A 23035-nucleotide genomic window follows, 5' to 3' on the forward strand; every position below is an offset into this window, starting at 1 on the left:
CTCACCCGCTCTCCGCTGCCGTAGAACAGGTCGTAGTACAAAGGGTACCTGTTGACCTCGCCTCGGCAATGTGGATACCCCTGTGTTTGCTGAGGCGTTGGGCCGATGCGGTGCCTGCAACGGGAGACAAACCCACTCCGCCGGCACCATAGCATCAGTCAAGCCATTGATTAGCCTCAGCTTTATCTCAGGATGGAGCGAGCGTAGAACATGGCGCTGCAGCTTATCCGGGAATTAGGTCCCACCATCGATGACAGAAACTTTGTGATCCGCTGCAGGCACGATGCCTGACGCGTTCTTGCCTCAATCGAAAGGACAAATAATGGCAACGAAGAACAACAAAATCGACATCGATGCAGTTCGGGAAACGCACCGCGCAACCGGTCGCGTTCTCCGTGACATCGAGCTTTTGAAACTCGACCTCAATACGTTGGAGTTTCTTGTTTCTCAACATGGTGAGGCCTGCACCCTTGGCGAAGCCATTCGCCAAAACACGGCGCGATTTGAAGCGTGCTTGGCCGCACTGAACGCTTGAATTCAATGAAGAGAAGCAGGGGAGGCCCCCTCCTCTGCTCTTGAACGAATAAAGCACCGCCTGTTCGCAGCGGACTAAATACGAGATAGCCACTTCTGGAGGATTTCGAGGGGATAGCCTCTTCCGTAGCTTTGCCCGACACCCTCGGTCAGCCAACCGCCGACTTGGTCCACCACATCTGCGGGACACTCTATCGCTCGCAATCGATCACGCATCGAGTGTCGGAAGCTATGCATGCTACATTTCTCTGGCACGTTTGGCTTCATCCATTTGTTCAGCGCAGCGCTCGCTGAGTTGGCATTGGTTTGCCCAGCCTTGTTGTATCTAGGGAAGGCGAAATCGCTTTCGGTGACTGCCTCATTCACCCTACGGGCAGCCCACAAGGCCTCGCCAACCAACGGCACCTTTCGAGCGCTGCCAGCCGTTTTCAGCCTACGCCACGGATGCTCTCGGATGACCACGTGGGGAATGGGGCTATCCAACTTGAGGTCTTCCTTGAGCAGCCCTGCAGCCTCAGCGAGACGCATCCCTGTGTCGGACACCAATGCGACCAGCCAGCGAAGATCATCATCAGTCTTTCTGCACTCTGCCTGCAGGGTGTGTATCACGTCGAGCGGAAGTGGTGATCTGTCTTCGACCCCAGCGTTCCGGTCGTAGTAGACGTGTCCGAAGGGGTTCTTGATGTCGATGCCGAGTTCACTTGCGGCGAAGTTGACCACCGCTCGGACGGTCCCGAAGATGCGGGTGATGCTACTCCCAGCGAGCTTTCGCTTGATCAGGTCATCGCGGAAAGCGTTGGCATCAGCCTTCTTGTAGTCCGTGATGTCCCGGTCTCCGCAGACGTCGATCACATAGCCACAGGACCGCTCTGCAGCTCTGTGGAAGGTCACTGGCCTCCCCTGCCCCTTGAGACGCAGATAGATGCCAACCGCCTCCGAGAGCTTCACTGTCTCGGCTACTGGCGATGCGGCAGTGAGAGGGGCAATCTCGGCACCCTGCGCCTGAGCCATGCGTAACATATGCTTTCCGGGCAAGTCGCTGTCTTTGACCCGCAGATGATACCAATGCTCATCGAGCCGCTGTGCCGCTCTGAGGGCGCGTGAAGTAGCAACGGCGGCAGACCTCGTGCGCAATGAATAGGAGATTTTTCGGGACGTGTAGTGGTGCAACAAATCCTTAGGCACACGTCTAACGAAGTAGAAGACGCCGTCTTTAACGAATGAGTGGGGTGCAGCTTTGTTCTCCGCCATGTTCTACGCTCGCTCCATCCTGAGATAAAGCTGAGGCTAATCAATGGCTTGACTGATGCTATGGTGCCGGCGGAGGGACTCGAACCCCCGACCCCCTGATTACAAATCAGACGCTCTACCAACTGAGCTACGCCGGCGTGACGGGCCCGCAATAGCGCGGCTTGGAAATTCGCGCAAGACGCCGCTCAGCGGGAACGGGCAAGATCGGCGCGCGCTTGATCTGCGCGGGCGAGGATCGCGACCGCGACCAGCCCCACCGCGCAGACTAGAAGTGCGGCGGGCGAGGCATCGCCCAGGTTCTCGAGGCTCGCCTTTTCCTGCGTGCGCGTGGCCAGCGTCTCGAAGTTGAACGGGCGCAGCAGCAGCGTCGCGGGCAGCTCCTTCACGCAATCGACGAAGACCAGAAGCAGCGCCGAGCCGACCGAGCCGCGCATCAGGGGCAAGTAGAGGCTGCGCAGGACGCCACCCGGTGTGCGCCCCAGCGAGCGCGCGGCCATCGGCAGCGAGGGCGGCACGCGCCCGAAGGCGGCGTCGCTCGCGCCTTGGGCGATGGCGAAAAATCGCACGACATAGGCGAGAATGATCGCGAACGCCGAGCCCGTCAGGAGCAGCCCGGGATCGTGGCCAGTGATCGCCAGCACGGTATCGGCCAGCATGTGATCGAGACCGGCGAGCGGAATCAGGATGCCGACCGCCAGCACCGCCCCCGGCGCGGCATAGCCCAGCGTCGTCAGCGGCAGCACCGCGCGCGGCAGGCGCTGCCCCGACAGGCGCACCCCGTAAACCATGAACAGCGCCAGCGTCACCGTGATCACGGCGGCCGCGCCCCCGGTCAGGATCGTGTGCCACAGCGCAAGCCCGAGGCCCCGGCCGAACCACGCCTCGGGATTGGCGAGCGCATGACCGCCCATCACCGCGACCGGCAGCACGAAGCCCAAAGCCACCGGAAGCACGCAGGCCAGCGTCGCCACCCAGCCAGCCGCGCCTTTCAGGCGCTGCGGCTGCACCGGGCGGGCCTGACGCGCGCTTTGGTAATAGTGGACGCGGCGGCGCGAAAGCTTCTCGAGCATAAGGAGCGCGAGCACGATCCCGAGGATCACCAGCGCGAGCTGCGCCGCCCCGCCTGCATTGCCGCCCGAAAGCCATGTCGAGAAGATGCCCGTGGTCAGGGTCTGCACGCCGAAATGATCGACGACGCCGAAATCCGCGACCGTCTCCATCATCGCGATCGCGGCCCCTGCGGCGATGGCGGGACGCGCGAGCGGCAGGCCCACGCGCCAGACCATCCCCCACGGCCCGGTGCCGAGGGCGCGGGCGACCTCGTAGCTGGCGCCGGATTGCTCGCGCAGAGCCGCGCGAGTGATCAGGTAGATATAGGGGTAAAGCGCGGCCGAGAGCACGACGACCGCCGCCTCGCGCGAGCGGATCTCGGGGAACCAGTAGTCACGCGCCGAGGCCCAGCCGAAGGCACCGCGCATCGCGGTCTGCACCGGGCCGGAATAGTCGAGGAAATCGGTGAGGGCATAAGCGCCGACATAGGCCGGGATCGCGAGCGGCAGCAGCAGCAACCATTGCAATATGCGATGCCCCGGGAAGCGATACATCACCACGAGCCATGCAGCCCCCGCCCCGATGGCCGAGGCCAGAAGCCCCACGCCGCCCGTCAGCACCGCCGTATTGATCAGGTAGCGCGGCAGCACCGTCGCGATCAGATGCGGCCAGATATTGTCGCGCGGATCGAGCGCCATCCACCCGACAGCCAGGATCGGCGCCAGCACCAGCACCGCGATCACCACGGCCCCGAGCGACCAGAGCCCGCCCGCCGCACGCAAGCGTCCGCGCAGGGCAGGCGCAGGGGGGACCAAGAGGGATTGGGCGGATTTGGGCACGGGCTTTCCCGATCAGTTTTGTCGGAATTGTCTCGCCCCTCCTACCCCGAAACACATTTGCCTGTCCAGAACGGAGCGGCTAGAGTGAGCGGCAACAATAAGGGCTTGACCCGGCAGACGATATTGAGGCGCGCAGAATGAAAGTCGTTTTCCATCTCGGAGCGCATTCGACCGATGAAGATCGCATCGTGGGCGCGCTTTCGAGCAACGAGCGGCTCCTCGAGTCTCACCGCATCGCCGTGCCCGCGCCCCGCAGCTACCGGATGGTGCTGCGCGATGCTTTGGTCTCGCTGAAAGGCGCCCCTGCGCCGCAGGATGTGCAGGACGCAATCATCGAGGCAAGCACCGACGCGCCGGTCCTCGACCGGCTGGTTTTCAGCCACGCGTTTTTCCTGTGCATCCCCGAGCGGGTGATCACCAAGCGCGGCTTCTACGCGATGGCACCGGGCAAGCTCGCGCCGCTGGCGAACCTCTTTCCCGATGCGGAGACCGAGTTCCATCTCGCGCTGATCAACCCCGCGAGTCTGATCCCGCAGCTGGTCGCCCGGCTGCCCAAGCGCAGCTACGAGCAGATCATGGAAGGCCACGACCCGCGCGAGCTGCGCTGGGAGCCGCTGATCCGCCAGATGGTGGAAGCCGCGGGCGGGCGGCGCTTCGTAATCTGGTGCAACGAGGATTTGCCGCTGATCTGGCCCGAGGTGCTGCGTTCGGTCGGCGGATTGCCCGAGGATCAGACGCTCAAGGGCGACATGATGGTGCTGCGTCAGATCATGCCCGAGGAGGGGATCGAACGGCTGCGCAGCTATTTCGACGCGAACCCGCCGAAATCGGTGCTGCACCGGCGCAAGATCGTGGCGGCCTTCCTCGACAAATACGCCCAGCCCGAGGCGCTCGAGATCGAGGCACCGCTGCCGGGCTGGACAGATGAGCTGGTCGACGAGATCACCGCGCAATACGATGCCGACGTCGCCGCGATCGCGCGGATGCCCGGTGTGGAATTCATCGCCCCCTAAGCGAAGGGCGCGGGTCGCGCCGGATCATCGTCCGGCGCGCAATAGCGCTCAGCCCATCCCCAGCGCGGATTTGTAGAGGTCGAGAATCGCCTCTTCCTCGGCCACGTCATCCTTGTCGCGTTTGCGCAGGGCGACGATCTTCTTCAGCACCTTGGTGTCGTAGCCGCGGGCCTTGGCCTCGGACATGATGTCCTTCTGCTGCTCGGCGATGTCTTTCTTCTCGGCTTCGAGGCTCTCGAACTGCTCGACAAACTGGCGCAGCTCATCGGCGGTGACATTGTAGGCGGCATCGTTGGGCATGGGCCTCTCCTGCTTGCGAACGGGGGTCGGCGCTCTGACTAGCCCGAGCGTCTGCGCGCATCAAGAGGCGGCGCGCGCGGATCGGCGGGTTATGGGAGGACGCCCGCCCCTCCCGCTTCTTCCCGCACGATCGCGGGTGCCCGCGTTTTTCTTGCCATACCCCCCGCGACGGGCTAGGCAGGCGCGCGCAACTTTCGGAGGCCGCAATGGAAAATCTGATCTGGGCAGGGGCCGTCGTCTCGGTGATCGGGCTGTTCGGCATCCTCTATTGCATCGTCAAAGTGGCCAGCGCCAAACGCGCCGGCCTGCCCGATGAAGAGCTGCGCGCTCGGCTGCAAAAAATCATCGCGATCAATATGGGCGCGCTGTTCGTGTCGGTGATCGGGCTGATGATGGTGGTGCTGGGCATCTTCCTCGGCTGAGGCGCCCCTGCCCCCACACCCACGTCCCCTCAGGCGTCGTCGAGATCGGCGAAGCATTTGCCGTTGCGGATCAGCACATCCCATAGCGTGACGGGCTCGGGCGCGCCCTCTTCGGCCAGCTCGCGCAGCAGCTTTCGCGTCCCAAGAAGGCCTGCGCGGTCGGCTGCGAACATCACGCCACCCATCTGCGGCGCGAAGCCCAGCACATGGCGTGCCGCGACGTCGATATCGCCCGCCCGATGCGCCTGCGCGTGCTGCAAGAGCCCCGCGCCGCAATTGGCAAGCTCGGCCAGAATCCGGGCGCGGATGCGCGCATTGGACAGACGCCGCGGCACGATCCCGGCCTCGTCGCGCAAAGCCGTGAGCGCCTCGGCCTGATCGTGCACCGGGCGCGGCGTGCCCTCGGACCAATCGTAAAAGCCCTGTCGCCGCGCGCCGGTCGCCGCGGCATCGAGCGCGAGCAGGCTGAGAAGCGGCCCGAACGGGCGATGCAGCCGCACGAAATCCTCCAGCACGGCGTCGATGCCCAACCGGTCGGCCAGCTCCAGCGGCGGGCGCGTACCGCCTGCCTCGCGGATCGCCACATCGACCTGCGCGACCGAGGCCCCGGCAAGCACCGCGCGCTCTGCCGCGGCGATATAGGCGACGCGGAGATGATCGGCGATGCCGCCCACGCCGGGACCGCCGCGTAGAACCTGCGCTCCGCCCTGCCGCAGAAGCCCCGCCATCGCGTAGAGATCGGCAGGCAGCGCGCCATCGGGCGGCACCAGCTCACACAGATCGCCGGTGCAGCGCAGCCCGAAGTCCTCCGCGCCGTCAGCCAGATCCGCGGCGCTGCGCGCGCTCAGCGGCGCGGGGGGGAAATTCCCTTTGCCAGAGGCGATCAGCGCATCCGAGCCCGACAGCCCCTCGCGGGTCATCGCCGCGCCAAGCCGCGCCCAATCGGCCTCGCGAATGTCGGGGGACAGAGCGCCGGACTGCACCGCGATCTCCTGCTTGCGCGCGATATCGGCAAAAGCCGTCTCGATCGCGGCGGGGTCGCTTGCGCCGAACACGACCTCGTGCCCGGCGGCCAGCAGCCCTCCAGCCATCGCGGCGGGCTGATCCCAAAGGCCGATGCGCAGCGGCGCGGGCGCGGTGGGCGTGCCCTCGCCGGGCAGATGGGCGGCGCGACGCGTGACCCGTGCGGAATGGCGTAACGCCTGCGACAACGGCGCCTCGAGCAGTTCCTGCAAGGCCACCGCCTCGACATCGAGCGCCTCGTCGAGCGGCAGCAACAGCGCGCCCTCGACCACTTCGAACAGGCGCGCGCCGACCGGCGCAAGCGCGCCCTTTCCCAGCTGCGCACGCAGCGGAGCGAGATCGTTGAGATAGGTTGCGGGATCGTCGAGCGCGGTATCGGTGCGCGGCACACCCTCGGCGATCAGCATATCGAGCGCGGCGGCAATCTGGCTACGGTCGGTCGCGCCCAGCACGAGATCGCATTGGCCCTGCGCCCGGGCAGGCTCGGCCTCGACCTCCTCGCCGGCGGCCACGATCGCAAGCGCCCGCGCGCCGCCGATCCGCCGCGCGAGCCGCACGAGGCCGCCTGCGCCGACGAAGCCGCCAAGCGCGAATTCCGGCGCCGCGAAACAGGTGTCGGGATCGGCGATGCGCAGATCGGCAGCCTGCGCCAGCGCCATCGAACCGCCCGCGATCCGCCCGGAGAGCCGCGCAAGCACCGGCAGGTCGAGCGCCCCGAGTCGTCGGCAAAACTCCGACAGGCTCGGCACCTCTTCGCTCTTCGCCGGGCGCGGCGTGATCGCGTCGAAATCTTCCAGTGGGTCGGGCGCGCAGGGCCAGCCCGCCGCACCGCCCTGCAGGACCAGACCGCGCAGGCTCTTGTCGCCTTCGACCCGGTCGAGCACGCCGCCGATCGCGCGGCGCATCTGGGCCGTGATACCGGCCCGCGCGCCCTGATCGTCAAGCGCTGCGAGCGTCAGCCAAGCCAGCCCGTCCTGTGTGCGAAATTTCACCCGGTTCGCCATCGTCCCCCACTTGTGGCGGGGCATTCCGTGCGAGCCACCGCCGCGCGAAGTTTAAAGCGAAGCAGGTTCAAAACAAAAGGGAAATCGCGCATCCCCGGGGGAGGCGCGCAGGGGCAATTGACTGCCCCTGCCCCTTAGAAACGATAGGCCTGAGGTTACTGGCGGGTCGCCTTCGCGCCCGGTGCATGCGCCCGGCAAAACGGCGTTGCGGGCAGCAGATCGAGCCGCGCCTCGTCGATGCGCTCGCCGCAGGTGACGCAATAGCCGTATTCGCCCGCCTCGATCCGGGCCAGGGCGGCGTCGATCGCGCGGATCTCGGACTGCGCCGACTGACCGAGGTCCTCGAGAACCTCGTCGCTCTCATGCTCGATCGCGGCGTCGTCCCAATCTTTTTCTTCGTGGCTCTCAAGCTCGGATTCGACCTGCGCCATCCGTTCCGAGAGTTGCGCCCGGCGGGTTTCGAGTTCGCTCTTGCGCGTTTCAATCGACTTCATCCTGTCCTCCTTGATCGATACAACCACCTAAACAGGCAAGCATTTATCCGCCTTGACGCAAATCAACCGGTCGCACTCACGCACATATGCAGATATCAAATTGCTTGCACCGTCACGGGCGTGAGGTCTAGCATTACAACTCTGACGGGTCCGGGAGAGCCCGTTCGATCCGCAATTGAGCACAGGGAGAGCTCATGCATCAAGATTGGATTTGGGGCCTCGTCGGAGGCCTGATGATTGGCGCGGGCGCTGGCCTGTTTCTGCTGGTCAACGGCCGGATCATGGGCGCAAGCGGCATTATCGGCGGCTTGGTCGACGGCTCGGGCCGCGAGACTGTGTCCGAGCGCGTGGCCTTCCTCGGCGGGCTGATCGCGGTGCCACCGCTTCTCGTGCCGCTTTACACAACAGTCGACACCCATATGACCAGTTCCGTCTGGGTGATCGTAGCCGCAGGCCTGATGGTGGGCCTGGGCACGCGGATCGCGAATGGCTGCACCTCGGGCCACGGCGTCTGCGGCATCTCGCGATTTTCGCTGCGCGGGATCGTCGCCACCGCCTTCTACCTGCTCGGCGGTGCGCTGGTCCTCGTGATCTTCCGGCATTTTCTGGGAGTGATCTGATGCGCAATTTCTTCGCATTCCTCTCGGGAGGGCTGTTCGGCGCGGGGCTTCTCGTGGCGGGCATGGTCGACACGAAAAAGGTGCAGGGCTGGCTCGACGTGTTCGGCGATTGGGATCCGACGCTGGCCTTCGTGATGGGCGGCGCGGTGAGCGTGATGTTCTTCGTCTGGATCTTCGCGAAGCGCCGCGAAACCTCGATGCTGGGCTCGCCGATGCCGGGGCCGTTTCCGCGGCTCGTGGATCGCAATCTCGTGCTCGGCTCGCTCCTGTTCGGCGCGGGTTGGGGCCTTGCGGGGCTCTGCCCCGGCCCCGCGATGGGCTCGCTATCCTTCAATGGCTGGGAGGGCTGGCTGTTCCTGATCGCCATGGGGGTCGGGATGGCCCTCGCACCGCGGGCGAAAGCGTGGCTGAGCGTTCTGGATCGCAGCACGCTGGAAGTGCCGCCCTGCGAGAACGGGACCAAAGAGACGCCCGCGACTTCGGCAACGCGCGGCGCGTAAGTCGCCGCAGCAGACCGCATTCGCGTCCCCTAGGGGGGGGCGCGTTCATATGCCCGACTGGATCTTGAGCGGCGGCAGCGCGTCGTCGTCTTCCGTCGAGGAGAGTGCATCAAGATCGAGTGGCTCGCCAAAATCCATGTCGGGTTCAAGCCCGTCCAACCCGCGCGGCTCGGGCGCGTGGGCGGCATCGACGCCCTCCTCCGGGTCATAGGTCGGATCGAGCGGGTCGCCGAGGCTGGACAGGCCCGGCACCTCGTCGAGCGTCGGAGCCTGCGCATAGGGCGACGCCCCGGCATCGAACGTCTCAGCCCCCCGGCCAGCACCATTCGCCGCCTCGTCTTCATCGCGCAGGCGCAGCGCACGTAGCCCGTGGCTTTGTCCCAGCCGCGCGAGCGAGAGCTTGCGCCGTCCCTGCGCCTCAAGCGTGATCTTCTCCAACGCGTCTTCCGGGATCGGGATCTCTTTGCCGGGGCGCAGCGTCAGCACGGCAGACAGCGGCAGCGTGACGCGGTGCAGGACCGCTTCGAGCTGCGCGGAGGCCGCCAGAATGGAGCGTTCGAACGTGTCGGACCAGTCGCGCGCGGGATCTTCGGGCGTGAAGCTTTCCGCCTTGGGCCCCGCACCGCCCTCCGGATTTTCGCCCGCCGCCGGGGCCGCGCGGCGCATCGCGGCGCCCCGCCCTTCGCGCGGAACCGCCCAAAGGAAGCCGCCGCTGCGTTCGCCCCCAGTGCCGAAGCCAAGCTGCGCCGTCCAGACGCGGTAGCTGACATCTTCCAGCAGTAGACCAAGCGGCCGGGGATCGTCGAGATGCGAGGCGAAGCGGAAGCCCCCAGCCCAGGAAATCGCCGGGTCACTGATCAAACCCTCCTCGATCTCGGCCAGCACCGCATCGACGAAATCGGCGGCGATGGCGGCATCGATCCGGGTGGGTTTGCGCGGAGCAGGCATGGTCTTGCCGAACCGCCCCATCGTCTGCATCTCGATCAGCGTGGCCAAGGTGGCAGGCGGCAAGGCTAGCACGCCAAGCGCCTCCCCCGGCCCTTCGATCACCGCAAGCAGCGACAGATCTTCGAGCATCTCGGGCAGATCGGCGAGTGACCGCGTCGCCTCCTCGATCGAGGCGACCTGCAGCGGCAGTTCGAGCATATCCTGCGCGACCTTGGACAGCGCGAGCGTGATCGCGCGCGCAGGCGTAATCGGGGCCGTGCCCGCACCCGCCTTCGCCGCCTCGGTCTTACGCCGCAGCACCGATGTCTCGCGCTCGTGAACCATGGCCTCCATCCACCCGCCTTCGGGGTCTCATGGCTCAGCTTTGGCAGATCGAGGTTTACAAAACGTTGAAAATGCCCCGCGTTTCTCGGCTTAGCGCGAAAGGGCCGCGCTTTCCGAAGGCGGGTCGGAGGGCGCGCGCTGATCGCTGCGCCTCAGCGGCAGACTGATGCGGAATGCGGCCCCGCCCTGCCCCGGCACGTAGTCGATCGTGCCGCCGAGATTGGTCATGATCTCGCGGCAGATCGCGAGGCCGAGGCCCGCACTGCCAGCGCGGCTTTGATCGGTCAGCCGGGCGAATTTCTCGAAGATCAGCTTCTGGCTCTTCTTCGGAATGCCCGCGCCGTTGTCGATGAAGTCGATCTGCACCCGCTTGCCGCGGCGCTTCACCTCGATCCGCAGCACCGCCTTCTCGGCATCGCAATACTTCCGCGCGTTCGAGATGAGGTTGATCATCACCTGCACCAGCCGATCGGCATCGGTGAAGATCGGCATATGCTCGGTCGGGAAATCGCGTTCAATGCGGAAGGCGCGCTCGGGCTGGGTCGAGGAGGCCGATTGCACCGCGCGGTTGATCAGGTCGTGCAGATTGGCGACCGAGACATTGAGCTGTGCGCGGCGGTTCTCCAGCACGGAGAGATCGAGCAGATCGTCGAGCAGACGGGTCAAGCGGCGCGCTTCCTCGTGGATGATCTCGGCATATTGCGCGCGCATCGAATCCGGCAGATCGGGCTCCATCAGGATTTCCGAGAAGGCGCGGATCGAGGTCATCGGCGTTCGCAGTTCGTGGCTGATCTGGCTGAGGAAGCTGTCCTTTTGCACCGACAGATCCTGCAGCTTGTCATTGGCCTCGCGCAGCGCGCGCGCCACCCGCGCGAGCTCCTCGGACTTCGCCTCGAGCCGCGCGGTGTATTCCTTGGCCTCCGCCGTCTCGCCCGCCACGGCGATCAGATCCTGCATCGACACGGAGGTGCCCCCGGTGAGCTGTGCGATCATCGCATGCGCCGTCGAAGCCCCGACCGAGCCTGCCAGTTTCCGCTCCAGCCGGGCGAGGAAATCGGGCGTGGTGTCGGGCAGGAACCCGGCCTTACCCTGCCCCGCCGCCTGCGCCTGAAAGAAATGTTGCGCAGGCTCGGCGCCCAGAATCCGCTGCGACATCGACAGCAGGTCCTCGGCCTCGGCGCCGCCTTGCACCCAAGAGCGCGCGGCGGGGCTTTGATCGTAGATGTTCACGAAGGCCACGCCCTGCAGCCGCTCCATCGGGCCGGGAAAGGACAGCATCGAGAAGACCAGAAAGGCCAGCGTGTTGAACAGCAGCGACCAGAACAGCGCATGCAGCAGCGGATCGAGCCCCGCGATCCCGAACAGCGCATGCGGGCGCAGCCATTCGAACCCGAACAGCCCGTGATCCAGAACGATCTGCGGTATCAGCCCGGCATCGCCCACCGAGGGCAGAAAGAGCGTATAGGCCCAAAGCGCGAAGCCGATCACCAGCCCCGCCGCCGCCCCCACATGGGTCGCGCCGCGCCAGAAGATGCCGCCGATCAGCGCGGGCAGCACCTGCGCCGCGCCCACGAAGGCGATCAGGCCGATCGCCGCCAGCGCCTCGGAGCCGCCCGACATCCGGTAATAGGCATAGCCCATCGCGAGCACCGCGATGATCGAGACCCGGCGCGAGGCCAGAACCAGCCCACGCACATCACCCTGAGCGCGCGGGCCCTCCCGGCGCAGCGCCAGCCACAGCGGCGTCACGATATGGTTCGAGACCATCGTCGCCAGCGCAATCGCGGCGACGATCACCATCGACGTCGCCGAGGAAAACCCGCCGAGGAAGGCCAGCAGCGCCAGCTTCCCCTGCCCCTCCGACAGCGGCAGCGTGAGCACGAAGAGGTCGGGGTTCGCGCCCTCGGGCATCCGCTCCAGCCCCATCACTGCGATCGGCACGACGAAGAGGCTCATCAGCATCAGATAGGCCGGAAAGGCCCAGCTAGCGGTCGCGAGGTGCCGCTCGTCGACATTCTCCACGACGAGCACCTGAAACATCCGCGGCAAGGTCAGGATCGCGGCCGCGGAGACGAAGGTCAGCCCCGCGAAGCGTCCCGGATGGAGGTTCCATTCCGCGATCTTCGAAGCGTCGATCCGCGAGAGCATGTCCATCGGCCCGCCACCCAGCCCCCAGACGACGAAGACGCCCACCGCGACAAGCGCGACCAGCTTCACCACCGCCTCCAGCGCGATGGCGGTGACGACACCGTGGTGACGCTCGTTCGCATCGAGGTTTCGGGTGCCGAAGAGGATAGTGAAGATCGCAAGCCCGCCCGCGATCCACAGCGCCGTAGCGCCTTGATCGGGCAGCGCCCAGCCCTCGGGCGTGCCAGCCGCGAAGACGCCGAAGCTCAGCGTCACCGATTGCAGTTGCAGCGCGATGTAGGGCGTGGCGGCTGCGACCGACATCAGCGTGACGATGACGCCCAGCGTGTTCGACTTGCCGTAGCGGCTGGAAATCAGGTCCGCGATAGAGGTCACGCGATGGGTGCGCCCGATCCGCACGAGCTTGCGCAACACCCACCACCAGCCGACGAAGACCAGCGTCGGGCCAAGGTAGATCGTCAGGAATTCCAGCCCCGAGCGCGCCGCGTAGCCGACCGCGCCGTAGAAGGTCCAGGCGGTGCAGTAGATCGACAGCGACAGCGTGTAGATCACCGGCGAGCGCAGGAAGCGCAGGCGGCGGCGCTGCGCCCGGCGTTCGGCCACGAACGCCACCGAGAAGAGCACGATCACATAGGTCAGGCAGACCGCGACGAGATTATTGAAGGGCATCTCAGCCCTCCGGCGGCGGCGCGTCCGACGCGCGGCTGGCGGTTGCGGCGGCGGTCGGGGCCTCGCCCTCGCCATTGCCTTCGGGCACGTCCTCTGCGTTGAGCACCGGGCCAAGCCCGCGGGAGATGGCGAAAGCCGCGAGGATCAGCACGATCCAGACCGCGAAAAGGTAGAGCCCGCCGCGCCCGGTGTCGGGCACCGGGGTCTGCGCAGGATGCCACAGACCCGGCATCATGATCAGCACCAGCCCGACAATCGGCAAAAGCCGCGCCGCATCCATCAGGCGGCGGCGGCGATAGGAACGGCGGGCAAGAAAGAGCGGCTGGCCCGTCTGCGGCATCAGGCGGGCTCCCGGCGCGCAGCGCCCCCGCCCGTGATCGCTTCGAGCTGATCGAGCACATCGCCATTGGCAAACGGCTTGGCAAGGAAGGCCGTCGCACCGGCGCGGGTCGCGGCATCGCGGTCGCGCCCCTGCCCGCGCGCGCTGAGCATCAGAACGGGCAAATCGCGCAGCGCGGCATCCGCGCGCATATCGGCAAGGATTTCGAGACCGGACCGCCCCGGCAGCATCAGATCGAGGATGATTGCATCGGGCGGATCGCCGGTGATGCGCGCAATTGCCCGCGCGCCGTCTTCGAGCACCGACACCGTCCAGCCCGCACGCGTCAGGATGAACCGGATCGCTTCCGCGATATGCGGCTCGTCCTCGATCAACAGCACCTGTCTTTGCGCCATAGCCATCCCCCTCACCCGACTATCGCCACCGTGTCGCGCCCTGTCAAACCCTCACGCCCTCCCCGCCGACGCATCTGCGACGATCGAGGGCTCGCGCCGCCCCGGACACTCGCCACGCGGGCAGATACGGCACGACGCGCCGATCGGGCGCGCCGGTGCATCAGCGCTCTGCGCGGGCGCCGGCAGGATCAGCATGGTGGCGCGCATCAGCACCGGACCGTCGAACCCCGTCGGGCGCGGCTCGGAGACGGCATAGGTCAGGAAGCGTTGCGGCAAGCGCCCCGCCATATCGACCAGCGCCCGGATCGGCTGCATCGGCCGTGCAAGCGCCTCATAAAGCGGCCAGAGCGGACAGGCCGCGGCGAAGCGCGGCAGCAGAAACCCGGGGGCTGCGCGGCGGAAGGTCAGCGTGCCCGAGCCGTCGCAGACCACCAACCCCGGTTGGCCAAGCCCCGGCGCGCCCTCTGGCAACGCCGCGAGCCGCCGCAACACCTGCGCAAGCGGCACGGCGAAGCGCGCCGCCAGCGCACCCGGATCGGGGCCGAGCTCGGCCAGAGCCGCCAGCACCGGGTCCAGCGGCAAGGCGCGCGCATCCTCCGCCTGCCTCTGAAGATGGCCGCGCGCCAGTTCCCGGGCCGCCGAGGACGCCAATTCCGGCGCGCCCGCGATCAGTTCGGCCGGATCGGTCCCGCCTCCCTCCAGTTCCGGAAAATGCCAGCCGCGCGCCTCGAGCCACGCCTCGAGTTGTTCTTGCGGCGAGGACAGGCCTGTCTCCGCGGTTTCCATCTCGTCGAGATAGCCGACCAGCGCCTCCGCCGTTCCCGAAAGGCGCAGGCTTTCCTCCTGGATCGTGTTGAGAAACCGCGCGCGCCATTCCGGCTCGATATCCTCGGTCTCGACAAGGATTGCGGCGGTGGAGCGCAGCGATGTCACCGCCGAAAGGACCTCATGCAGCGAGGTCAGCAGGAACGGGTCCTGCGCCATACGCTCGGCATAGGTTTCGACCACGCGCTCCAACTCGGCCAGCCGCGCCTGACGGTTCACCAGAAGCGCGGCCCAAGCCGGGAAGCGACCGACGAATTCCTCGATCCGGTCGAGATCGGGCGCGGCTTGGCTGGTACCACCTGCGCCATTGCCGCCGCCTGTCTCGGCCAGTTCCAGCGACGCGACCGCTTCGCGCAGCCCTGCGAACAACGCCCCTTCCGCCCCCTCGCCCAGCGTGACCGGATCGACGCCCATCGCACCCGCGATCCGCTCGATCAACGCATCGCTGACACGGCGGCGGTTGTGTTCGATCAGGTTGAGATAGGCTGCCGAAATCCCGGAGGCTCGCGCCAGTTCAGCCTGCTTCAAGCCAAGCGCATTGCGCCGCTCGCGGATGCGGGTGCCGGTCAGCGGGGAACGGGCCATGTAAACTCCTCCTGCACCCGTTTTTACAAACAAGTGCAGAAGAAGAAAATAGTTTTACAGCGGTTTACAGGACCTCAGCAGGATCCCGTTCCAGAGGGCGCGACCGTGGCCATGCCCGATATGCCCCCGACACCCGGCTCGCATTCCCCGATATCGCGTTCAAGCTGCGTACAGCCTGCAAACGCGACCAACGCGACGAGCGCGGCAAGCTGTGCGGCGGTTGCGAAAAAGCGGTTTTTCATGGCTCTCTCCAATTCTCGGCATGGGACGATTTCCCCATATGTCATTCTACATTGCCGGACTGTTCGCTCTATGATCGACGTCAATTCCCGGCCCGATTTGACAGCTCCGCCCGATGCGCCATCATCAATGCGGCAGCGCAGCATAGCGCGCGGCAATTCGCGGAGACCCGGATGGAGCCCGAGACGATCGAGACCGAACTGGCCAGCGCCATCGATACGGCGCAGAAATTCCTGCCGGACTGGGCGGTGGCGCTAATCGCCTATGTTATGGCGGCGCTGATCGCGCTGCTGCTGTTTAGGGTGTTGTTCACGGCGCTCAACCGCGCGGTGGCCGATCGCGATCTGTTCTGGCGCTCGCTTGTCGCGCGGGGGGCGCAACCGATGCGGTTGATCCTGCTGATCGCGGCGCTTGGCTTTGCGAACGGGCTCGCGCCAGCCAGCGCCGCAGTCACCGGTGCAATCACCCATATTCTGTTGGTCGCGCTGATCCTGTGCCTCGCCTGGATCGCATATACCGCGCTTTACATCTGGACGACGATCCATCTGCGGCGCTTCAAGCTCGACGCGGAAGACAACCTGCTGGCGCGCAAGCACGTCACCCAGACCCGCATCCTGATGCGTGTGGCGAAAGTGATGATCGTCATCCTCGCGGTCGCAGCCGCCCTGATGACCTTCCCCGCCGTGCGCCAATATGGCGTGTCGCTTCTGGCGGCGGGTGGCGCGGCGGGTATCGTGGTTGGTCTTGCACTGCAGCCGGTGCTCAAGAACCTCTTTGCGGGCATCCAGCTTGCCCTGACCCAGCCGATCCGTATCGACGACGCACTGATCGTCGAGGGCGAATGGGGCAATGTCGAAGAAATTACATCGACTTATGTCGTGATCCGCATCTGGGATTGGCGGCGGCTGGTTGTTCCGTTGAGCTATTTCATCGAACAACCTTTCCAGAACTGGACTCGCGAAAGCGCCGATCTGATCGGCACCGTTATGATCTACCTCGACCACACCGCAGACGTCGCCGCGATCCGCGCGAAGGCTGAAGAGATCACCCGCGCCGATCCGCTCTGGGACGGCAAGGTCTTTGCCCTGCAGGTGACCGATTTCCGCGAGCGGGTGATGGAGGTGCGTATCCTCGCCTCCGCGCGCAACGGTCCGCGCACCTACGATTTGCGCTGCCATATCCGCGAGGAATTGGTGGCGTGGCTTCAAGCCGAGATGCCGCATGCCCTGCCCCGCACCCGGGCCGATCTGTCGCCGGCAGAGGCTGCATTCCTCGGCACACCCTCTGGCGAAGCTTCGTCAACTGACGCGCCCTCCCGCTAAGGGCTCGTTGCAGGCACACTCCAACAGGCCGCCGCGGTTCGCCGCTAATCGAAGGCCCCGAAATGCGCCCCGTAATTCACCGCGCGGTTGGAGCACTTATCCATCGCATCCACGAGCCATTGGCGATCGGGCACAGGTCTGCCGATCAGATGGTGCCCGAGCGCATCTTCGCCCTTCGCGATATTGCCCGCAACATCGCCGCTGAATGTCAGCAGGCGCTTCAGCCAGAAATCCTGCGCCTGCCCGATATATCCCCCGCTTCCGCCGCCCGAGAGCGCACGGACCACGGCGAGGCAATAGGCGGCCTCGATCGGCTGGGTGGGCGTGTCGAAAAGGTAGCTCGGCGGAGCCGCGAACTGGCTTTTCCATGCGAGGTAGAACAGCCCGCCCGCGACGCTGATCACGACGACCGCGTAGAACGCGGTCAGGGCCGGGTGCGTGCGCTGCTGACGCCTGCGAGCCCGTGCGCGGGCGCGCGCACGCTGCGCGGTCATTGATCGATCGGCCATGCGAGTGCCTCCTGCCGCTCAGCAAAGCCGATTCCCCTTAAGAAACCCCGAATATGAAAAAGCCCCCCGGCGCACCGGAGGGCTTCGTGTGTCGCGAGAGCGTCTCTCTTATTCGAGGCCAGCCTTGTCGGTCACCTCATGGGTCCAAGCGCCTTCCGGCTTCTTGGTGATGACCGGGTCCGAACCGCCCGACATCAGAACGTCGACCGTGCGCTCGTAATCGGCGGGGTCGAGCGTGCCGTTCGAGCCAGCGGTCAGCTTGGAGACTTCTTTCATCATGCCGACTTGGTGCTCCATCGTCTGCGCACCGGTCTCGTCATTGTCGAGAATGATCTGTGCGGCCTCGTCGGGATGCTCCTCGGCGTATTTCCAGCCTTCCATCGAGGCTTTCACGAACTTCGCCATCTTGTCGACGAAGGCCGGGTCCTTGAGGTTCTCTTCGAGCACGTAAAGACCGTCCTCGAGCGTCGCGACGCCTTCGTCTTCGTACTTGAAGGTCACCAGCTGGTCGGGCTGAATGCCGGCTTCGAGCACCTGCAGATACTCGTTATAGGTCATGGTCGAGATACAGGCCGCCTGCTTTTGCAGCAGCGGATCGACGTTGAAGCCCTGCTTGAGCACGGTCACGCCATCGTCGCCGCCCTCGGTCGAGATGCCGAGATGGTTCATCCAGCTCAGGAACGGGTATTCATTGCCGAAGAACCACACGCCCAGCGTATGGCCGGGGAAGTCCTCGGGGGTCTTGATGCCGCTTTCCTTGAGGCAGGTCAGCATCATGCCCGACTTCTTGAAGGGCTGGGCGATGTTCACGAGCGGAAGGCCTTTCTCGCGGGCCGCCAGCGCCGCCGGCATCCAGTCGACGATGACATCGGCGCCACCGCCTGCGATCACCTGCTCGGGCCCGATATCGGGGCCGCCCGGCTTGATTGTCACGTCGAGGCCCGCATCCTCGTAGAAGCCCTTGTCGAGCGCGACATAGTAGCCAGCGAACTGGGCCTGCGTGACCCATTTCAGCTGCAGCGTCACGTCCTCGTTGGCCCAAGCGGCCCCCGCCATGGTGAGGCTTGCGGCCACCCCTGCGATCAGTTTCTTCATCTTTCACTCCACTGTTGGCCCCGGATCTTTACGCCCGGGATTTTAGGTTTTTTCTCAGGCTCTTCCTTGCCCTTACGTCCGGGCCCGTTGCGACGGGTGCCAGAAAGTCACCAGCTTCTCGATCAGGGCGACAAGCCCATAGAAGCCCGAGCCCGCGAGGGCCGCAACGGTAATTTCCGACCACACGAGCGGCAGATCAAGCTGCCCCACCGCGGTCGAGATGCGAAAGCCCATTCCTTTCGTCGGGCTGCCGAAAAATTCGGCAACGATCGCACCGATCAAAGCCAGTGTCGTCGCGATCTTCAACCCATTGAAGAGAAACGGCATCGCCGCCGGCAGGCGCATCTTGAAAAGCCCCTGCCAATAGCTTGCGGAATAGGTCGCCATCAGGTCGCGCTGAAGCGCATTCGTGGCCGCCAGACCCGCCACCATGTTCACGAGGACGGGGAAGAAGACCATGACCACGACGACCGCTGCTTTCGACTGCCAGTCGAAGCCGAACCACATCACGAGGATCGGCGCGATGCCGACGATCGGAAGGGCCGCGACGAAGTTCCCGATCGGCAGCAGCCCGCGTTGCAGGAAGGGCGAGCGGTCGATCAGGATCGCCACCACCACCGCCGCGCCACAGCCGATGATATAGCCCGACAGCGCGCCTTTCAGGATCGTCTGCACGAAATCCTCGCGCAGCACATCGGTCGAGGCCATCAGGCTCGCCGCGATCTGGCTTGGCGCCGGCAGGATCACCGGGCTGATATTCAACCCGCGAACCAGACCTTCCCACAGCAGCAACAGAGTGATGCCGAACAAGGCCGGGATCAGGAAACGCGCCCAACGCTCCGAGCCGTGATGGCGCGCAAGCCAGGTATTGAGGGCCCAGGCCGCCAGCCAGAAGACGATTGCGAAAATAAGCCAGCTCATTGCACCATCCCCATCCGCTTGAGCGTGATTTGTTCGATGATGCCGACCACCACCACGAGGATCGCCGCGAGCGCTGCCGCTGCGAACAGAGCGGACCAGATCTGCACCGTCTGCCCGTAATAGCTGCCCGACAGAAGCCGCGCGCCAAGCCCGCGGGTCGCGCCCGCCGGCAGTTCGGCCACGATGGTACCGACGAGGCTCGCCGCCACCCCCACTTTCAGCGAGGCGAAGAGATACGGCATCGACGACGGCAGCCGCAGCTTCCAGAAGGTCGCGCCCTGGCTCGCATTATAGGTCTTCAGCAGATCGAGCTGCATGTGATCGGGCGCGCGCAGCCCCTTCACCATCCCGACGAGCACGGGGAAGAAGCTCAGGTATGCCGCGATGATCGCCTTGGGCAGCAGCCCGGTGATCCCGAGGCTCGCCAGCACCACGATCACCATCGGCGCGATGGCGAGGATCGGGATCGTCTGGCTCGCGATTGCCCAGGGCATCACGCTCAGATCCATCGCCCGGCTATGGGTGATCCCCACCGCCAGCAGGATGCCCAGACCGGTGCCCAGCGCGAAGCCCGCAAGCGTCGCCGACAGCGTGATCCAGCCGTGGAAGACAAGGCTGCGCTTGGAGGTGATCTTCTGCCCGGCCACACCTTCCCAAAGCCCGACGGCCACCTGATGCGGCGCGGGCAGAACGGGGCGTTTCTGGGTCAGCGTGTCGGTGACAAGCTCGGAGAACGTGACCTCTTCACCAGCCCTTGCGGCCTGATCGTAGGTCCATTGCGAGTTCATCCAGACGGTCGCTGCGTACCAAAGCAGCAAGATCGCGGCCAGAACCGTCAGAACGGGTGCGATCATCTTCATGAGACCGCCCTCCCCTTCGGCTTGGCCGAAATATCCTCGGGGGGTGAATGGCGCAGCCAGAGGGGGGCGGACACCCCCCCGCTCGCGGTAGGGGTCATCGCGTCATTCATCATAGGCATGCCCCGCCCGAAGCCCCTCGCGCACCCGATGCGCGATCTGCAGGAATTCCTCGCTGTCGCGGATGTCGAGCGGACGCGGCCCTTTCGGCAACGTGCTCTCGATCACCTCGTGGATGCGGCCCGGACGGGGCGACATCACCACGATCTTGGTCGACAGATAGACCGCTTCCGGGATCGAGTGCGTCACGAAGCCGATCGTCTTGTTGGTGGCCGACCAAAGCTTGAGAAGCTCCTCGTTGAGCTTGTCGCGCACGATCTCGTCGAGTGCGCCGAAGGGTTCGTCCATCAGCAGGATCTCGGCATCGAAGGCCAGCGCCCGCGCGATCGAAGCGCGCTGCTGCATGCCGCCCGAAAGCTGCCAGGGAAACTTCTTCCCGAAGCCTTCGAGGTCGACGAGCGAGAGCACTTTTTCAACACGCTCTTGCTGCTGCGCCTTGGAATAACCCATGATTTCCAGCGGAAGTTTCACATTTCCCGCAATCGTGCGCCAAGGGTAAAGCCCCGCCGCCTGAAACACGTAGCCGTAGCTGCGCGCCTTGCGGGCTTCCTCCGGCGAGATCCCGTTCACGGTCAGCGAGCCGCCCGTGGGCGTCTCCAGTGCCGCGATGCAGCGCAGGAAGGTCGTCTTGCCGCAGCCCGAGGGGCCGATGAAGCTCACGAATTCGCCCTTCTCGATATCGAGGTCGATATCTTTCAGCGCGTGAACCGGCCCGTCATTGGTCTCGAAGGTCAGCTCGAGCCCGCGGGCCTGAATTACCGGTGCTGCCGTCATCCGCGCCTCCACAGGGTTTTATCCGCGATCTCGACGCTGTTGCCCGCCGGGTCGCGCAGGTAGATCGACCGCGCCCCGTTCGGCCAATAGAAGTCGGCCTCAATCTCTACGTTGTTGTCCCTCAAATGTCGTTCCCATTCGTTGAGTTGTTCCGCGTCCGCCGCGAGGCATACATGCCCCGGTCCGACCGCGCCATGCGGTGGAACCGGCAGCGCCGCCTCCGGGTCGGGTGGCTGCTGCGTGGCCTGAGCGATGAAGGTCAGGATCACGCTGTCGCCACAGCGGAAAAAGACATGCCGCCCGTCGCGACGGGTTAGCCGCTCGAGCCCCAGCAGCCCGACGTAGAAGGCTTCGGTCGCGTCGAGATCCTCGACATAGACCGCAGCCTCCAAAACGCCGGAACTGACCGGGGCCGCCATTGCGCCTTATACCCCGGTCGCCGGGATACCGCTGCGTTCGACCGGACGCGGCGCGGTGAGCTCTTTCCAGGTGGACAGAGCCTTGGTCACCGGCATGCCCGGATCGCGGGCAACGAATTCGCCGTGGCCCTCGGGCGTCTGGATCTTGCCATCGGCCCAGGCGACGACACCGCGGCTGAGCGTGTAGCGCGGCAGACCCTTGACCTCTTTGCCCTCGAAGACATTGTAATCGATGGCAGATTGCTGGGTCTTGGCCGAGATCGTCTTGGTCGCTTCCGGATCCCAGACCACGAGATCGGCATCCGCGCCGACCAGAACCGCGCCCTTCTTCGGATAGACGTTGAGGATCTTTGCGATGTTGGTCGAGGTGACGGCCACGAATTCGTTCATCGTGATCCGGCCCGTCTCGACCCCATAGGTCCAGAGCATCGGCATCCGGTCCTCAAGACCGCCGGTGCCGTTCGGGATCTTGGTGAAATCGCCCACGCCATAGCGCTTCTGCTCGGTCGAGAAGGCGCAGTGATCGGTCGCGACCACCGAGAGCGAGCCCGAGGCGAGACCGGCCCAGAGGCTGTCCTGATGCTGCTTGTTGCGGAAAGGCGGCGACATCACGCGGCGCGCGGCGTGATCCCAATCCTTGTCGAAATACTCGCTCTCGTCGAGCGTGAGGTGTTGGATCAGCGGCTCGCCCCAGACGCGCTTGCCTTGCATCTTGGCGCGGCGGATCGCTTCGTGGCTCTCCTCGCAGGAGGTGTGCACGACATAAAGCGGCACGCCTGCCATATCGGCGATCATGATCGCGCGGTTGGTAGCCTCGCCCTCGACCTGCGGCGGGCGCGAATAGGCGTGCCCCTCGGGGCCATTATTGCCATCTGCCAGCAGCTTCGCGGACAGCTCCGCCACAACGTCGCCGTTCTCGGCATGGACCAGCGGGATCGCGCCCAGTTCGGCGCAGCGCTTGAAGCTCGAATAGAGCTCATCATCGTTCACCATCAGCGCGCCCTTATAGGCCATGAAGTGCTTGAAGGTGTTGATGCCGCGCTCAGTGACCTGCTTCATCTCGTTGAAGACCTGCTCGCTCCACCACGTGATCGCCATGTGGAAGGAGTAGTCGCAATGCGCGCGGGTCGATTTGTTGTCCCAGCGCTTGAGCGCTTCCAGCAGACCCTCGCCCGGCGCGGGCAGCGCGAAATCGACGACCATCGTGGTGCCGCCGGCCAGCGCCGCGCGGGTGCCGGATTCGAAATCGTCGCTCGAATAGGTGCCCATGAAGGGCATCTCGAGATGGGTGTGCGGATCGATCCCGCCCGGCATCACATAGCAGCCGCTCGCATCGATCTCTTCGTCGCCTTTCAGGTTCGGGCCGATCTCGATGATCTTGCCGCTGTCGATCAGCACATCCGCCTTATAGGTCAGATCGGCGGTCACGATGGTTCCGTTCTTGATGACTTTGGTCATTGTTTACCTCCCACGAAGGTCTTCCGCCTTCGATTT

Annotated in this window: 24 protein-coding genes and 1 tRNA gene; 6 read left to right on the plus strand and 19 right to left on the minus strand. The window is 65.3% G+C overall.

Translation table 11 applies throughout. The features are described 5' to 3' along the window. The first annotated feature begins 322 nt into the window (after positions 1-322). Positions 323-535 carry a hypothetical protein gene (locus F8R15_RS00005; protein ID WP_152842742.1) on the plus strand — a complete coding sequence of 71 codons (213 nt, stop codon included), beginning with the start codon at positions 323-325 and terminating at the stop codon, positions 533-535. A gap of 74 nt (positions 536-609) precedes the next feature. Here the strand turns inward: F8R15_RS00005 and F8R15_RS00010 are convergent, their stop codons facing one another. From F8R15_RS00010 to F8R15_RS00020, 3 genes are all read right to left on the minus strand, one after another. Beyond that, the gene (locus F8R15_RS00010; RefSeq protein ID WP_152842744.1) at positions 610-1785 is read right to left on the minus strand and encodes a DUF6538 domain-containing protein; all 1176 of its coding nucleotides are present in this window, start codon (positions 1783-1785) and stop codon (positions 610-612) included. 61 nt (positions 1786-1846) lie between these two features. Further along, positions 1847-1922, minus strand: a tRNA-Thr gene (locus F8R15_RS00015). Positions 1923-1970: 48 nt separating this feature from the next. Next, positions 1971-3533 carry an iron ABC transporter permease gene (locus F8R15_RS00020; protein WP_152843363.1) on the minus strand — a complete coding sequence of 521 codons (1563 nt, stop codon included), beginning with the start codon at positions 3531-3533 and terminating at the stop codon, positions 1971-1973. A gap of 278 nt (positions 3534-3811) precedes the next feature. Here F8R15_RS00020 and F8R15_RS00025 point away from each other — a divergent pair, with 278 nt between their 5' ends. Further along, complete coding sequence (locus F8R15_RS00025; RefSeq protein ID WP_152842746.1) at positions 3812-4687, plus strand: hypothetical protein; 876 nt, start codon at positions 3812-3814, stop codon at positions 4685-4687. Between the two features lie 48 nt (positions 4688-4735). Here F8R15_RS00025 and F8R15_RS00030 read toward each other — a convergent pair whose 3' ends face one another. Then, positions 4736-4987, minus strand: coding sequence for a DUF2312 domain-containing protein (locus F8R15_RS00030; protein ID WP_078539603.1), 252 nt, complete (start codon positions 4985-4987; stop codon positions 4736-4738). A 206-nt stretch (positions 4988-5193) separates the two neighbouring features. Between F8R15_RS00030 and F8R15_RS00035 the strand changes: the two genes are divergently transcribed. Beyond that, a complete protein-coding gene (locus F8R15_RS00035; protein ID WP_075774390.1) occupies positions 5194-5409 on the plus strand; it encodes a hypothetical protein in 216 nt (71 codons plus the stop codon). Between the two features lie 29 nt (positions 5410-5438). Here the strand turns inward: F8R15_RS00035 and F8R15_RS00040 are convergent, their stop codons facing one another. After that, entirely contained in the window at positions 5439-7424 is a 1986-nt protein-coding gene (locus F8R15_RS00040) for an enoyl-CoA hydratase-related protein (protein WP_172976130.1), read from the minus strand. A 167-nt stretch (positions 7425-7591) separates the two neighbouring features. Next, positions 7592-7930, minus strand: a complete 339-nt coding sequence (locus tag F8R15_RS00045) for a TraR/DksA family transcriptional regulator (protein WP_078539605.1) — start codon at positions 7928-7930, stop codon at positions 7592-7594. Between the two features lie 194 nt (positions 7931-8124). Between F8R15_RS00045 and F8R15_RS00050 the strand changes: the two genes are divergently transcribed. Both F8R15_RS00050 and F8R15_RS00055 read left to right on the plus strand, forming a co-directional pair. Beyond that, on the plus strand, positions 8125-8550 hold the full coding sequence (locus F8R15_RS00050) for a YeeE/YedE family protein (protein WP_078519514.1): 426 nt from the start codon (positions 8125-8127) through the stop codon (positions 8548-8550). Next, positions 8550-9050, plus strand: a complete 501-nt coding sequence (locus F8R15_RS00055; protein ID WP_152842750.1) for a DUF6691 family protein — start codon at positions 8550-8552, stop codon at positions 9048-9050. Before F8R15_RS00050 ends, F8R15_RS00055 begins: the two co-directional genes overlap by 1 nt. A gap of 45 nt (positions 9051-9095) precedes the next feature. Here F8R15_RS00055 and F8R15_RS00060 read toward each other — a convergent pair whose 3' ends face one another. The 6 genes from F8R15_RS00060 to F8R15_RS21330 form a co-directional block, all read right to left on the minus strand. Continuing rightward, entirely contained in the window at positions 9096-10331 is a 1236-nt protein-coding gene (locus F8R15_RS00060) for a FliM/FliN family flagellar motor switch protein (RefSeq protein WP_152842752.1), read from the minus strand. Between the two features lie 81 nt (positions 10332-10412). Further along, positions 10413-13139, minus strand: coding sequence for an ATP-binding protein (locus tag F8R15_RS00065; RefSeq protein ID WP_152842753.1), 2727 nt, complete (start codon positions 13137-13139; stop codon positions 10413-10415). Position 13140: 1 nt separating this feature from the next. After that, positions 13141-13479 (minus strand): hypothetical protein, encoded by a 339-nt coding sequence (locus F8R15_RS00070; RefSeq protein WP_253732302.1) that lies wholly within the window; start codon positions 13477-13479, stop codon positions 13141-13143. Next, positions 13479-13874: a response regulator transcription factor gene (locus tag F8R15_RS00075; protein ID WP_098410468.1), complete on the minus strand. Its 396-nt coding sequence runs from the start codon at positions 13872-13874 to the stop codon at positions 13479-13481. The genes F8R15_RS00070 and F8R15_RS00075 overlap by 1 nt, the downstream gene beginning before the upstream one ends. Positions 13875-13925: 51 nt before the next feature. Then, a complete protein-coding gene (locus F8R15_RS00080) occupies positions 13926-15284 on the minus strand; it encodes a helix-turn-helix transcriptional regulator (RefSeq protein ID WP_152842755.1) in 1359 nt (452 codons plus the stop codon). A gap of 74 nt (positions 15285-15358) precedes the next feature. Next, positions 15359-15526 carry a hypothetical protein gene (locus F8R15_RS21330; RefSeq protein ID WP_165756911.1) on the minus strand — a complete coding sequence of 56 codons (168 nt, stop codon included), beginning with the start codon at positions 15524-15526 and terminating at the stop codon, positions 15359-15361. Positions 15527-15697: 171 nt separating this feature from the next. On the opposite strand from F8R15_RS21330, the gene F8R15_RS00085 reads away from it, so the two are divergent. Further along, positions 15698-16846 carry a mechanosensitive ion channel family protein gene (locus F8R15_RS00085; protein ID WP_152842757.1) on the plus strand — a complete coding sequence of 383 codons (1149 nt, stop codon included), beginning with the start codon at positions 15698-15700 and terminating at the stop codon, positions 16844-16846. A gap of 44 nt (positions 16847-16890) precedes the next feature. On the opposite strand, the gene F8R15_RS00090 is transcribed toward F8R15_RS00085, so the two are convergent. The 7 genes from F8R15_RS00090 to hydA all read right to left on the minus strand — a co-directional run bounded on the left by F8R15_RS00090 (position 16891) and on the right by hydA (position 22999). After that, positions 16891-17355 (minus strand): hypothetical protein, encoded by a 465-nt coding sequence (locus F8R15_RS00090; protein WP_143594663.1) that lies wholly within the window; start codon positions 17353-17355, stop codon positions 16891-16893. Between the two features lie 108 nt (positions 17356-17463). Then, on the minus strand, positions 17464-18450 hold the full coding sequence (locus F8R15_RS00095) for an ABC transporter substrate-binding protein (RefSeq protein WP_152842758.1): 987 nt from the start codon (positions 18448-18450) through the stop codon (positions 17464-17466). Between the two features lie 72 nt (positions 18451-18522). Further along, positions 18523-19371 (minus strand): ABC transporter permease, encoded by an 849-nt coding sequence (locus F8R15_RS00100; protein WP_078519524.1) that lies wholly within the window; start codon positions 19369-19371, stop codon positions 18523-18525. Next, the gene (locus tag F8R15_RS00105) at positions 19368-20231 is read right to left on the minus strand and encodes an ABC transporter permease (protein WP_078519525.1); all 864 of its coding nucleotides are present in this window, start codon (positions 20229-20231) and stop codon (positions 19368-19370) included. The genes F8R15_RS00100 and F8R15_RS00105 overlap by 4 nt, the downstream gene beginning before the upstream one ends. A gap of 102 nt (positions 20232-20333) precedes the next feature. Then, complete coding sequence (locus F8R15_RS00110; RefSeq protein ID WP_078539615.1) at positions 20334-21122, minus strand: ABC transporter ATP-binding protein; 789 nt, start codon at positions 21120-21122, stop codon at positions 20334-20336. Then, positions 21119-21541, minus strand: coding sequence for a VOC family protein (locus F8R15_RS00115; protein WP_152842760.1), 423 nt, complete (start codon positions 21539-21541; stop codon positions 21119-21121). The genes F8R15_RS00110 and F8R15_RS00115 overlap by 4 nt, the downstream gene beginning before the upstream one ends. A 6-nt stretch (positions 21542-21547) precedes the next feature. After that, positions 21548-22999: a dihydropyrimidinase gene (gene hydA, locus F8R15_RS00120; RefSeq protein ID WP_152842762.1), complete on the minus strand. Its 1452-nt coding sequence runs from the start codon at positions 22997-22999 to the stop codon at positions 21548-21550. Between the last annotated feature and the right edge of the window lie 36 nt (positions 23000-23035).

The sequence above is a fragment of the Thioclava sp. JE_KL1 genome (assembly GCF_009296265.1).
Lineage (GTDB): Bacteria > Pseudomonadota > Alphaproteobacteria > Rhodobacterales > Rhodobacteraceae > Thioclava.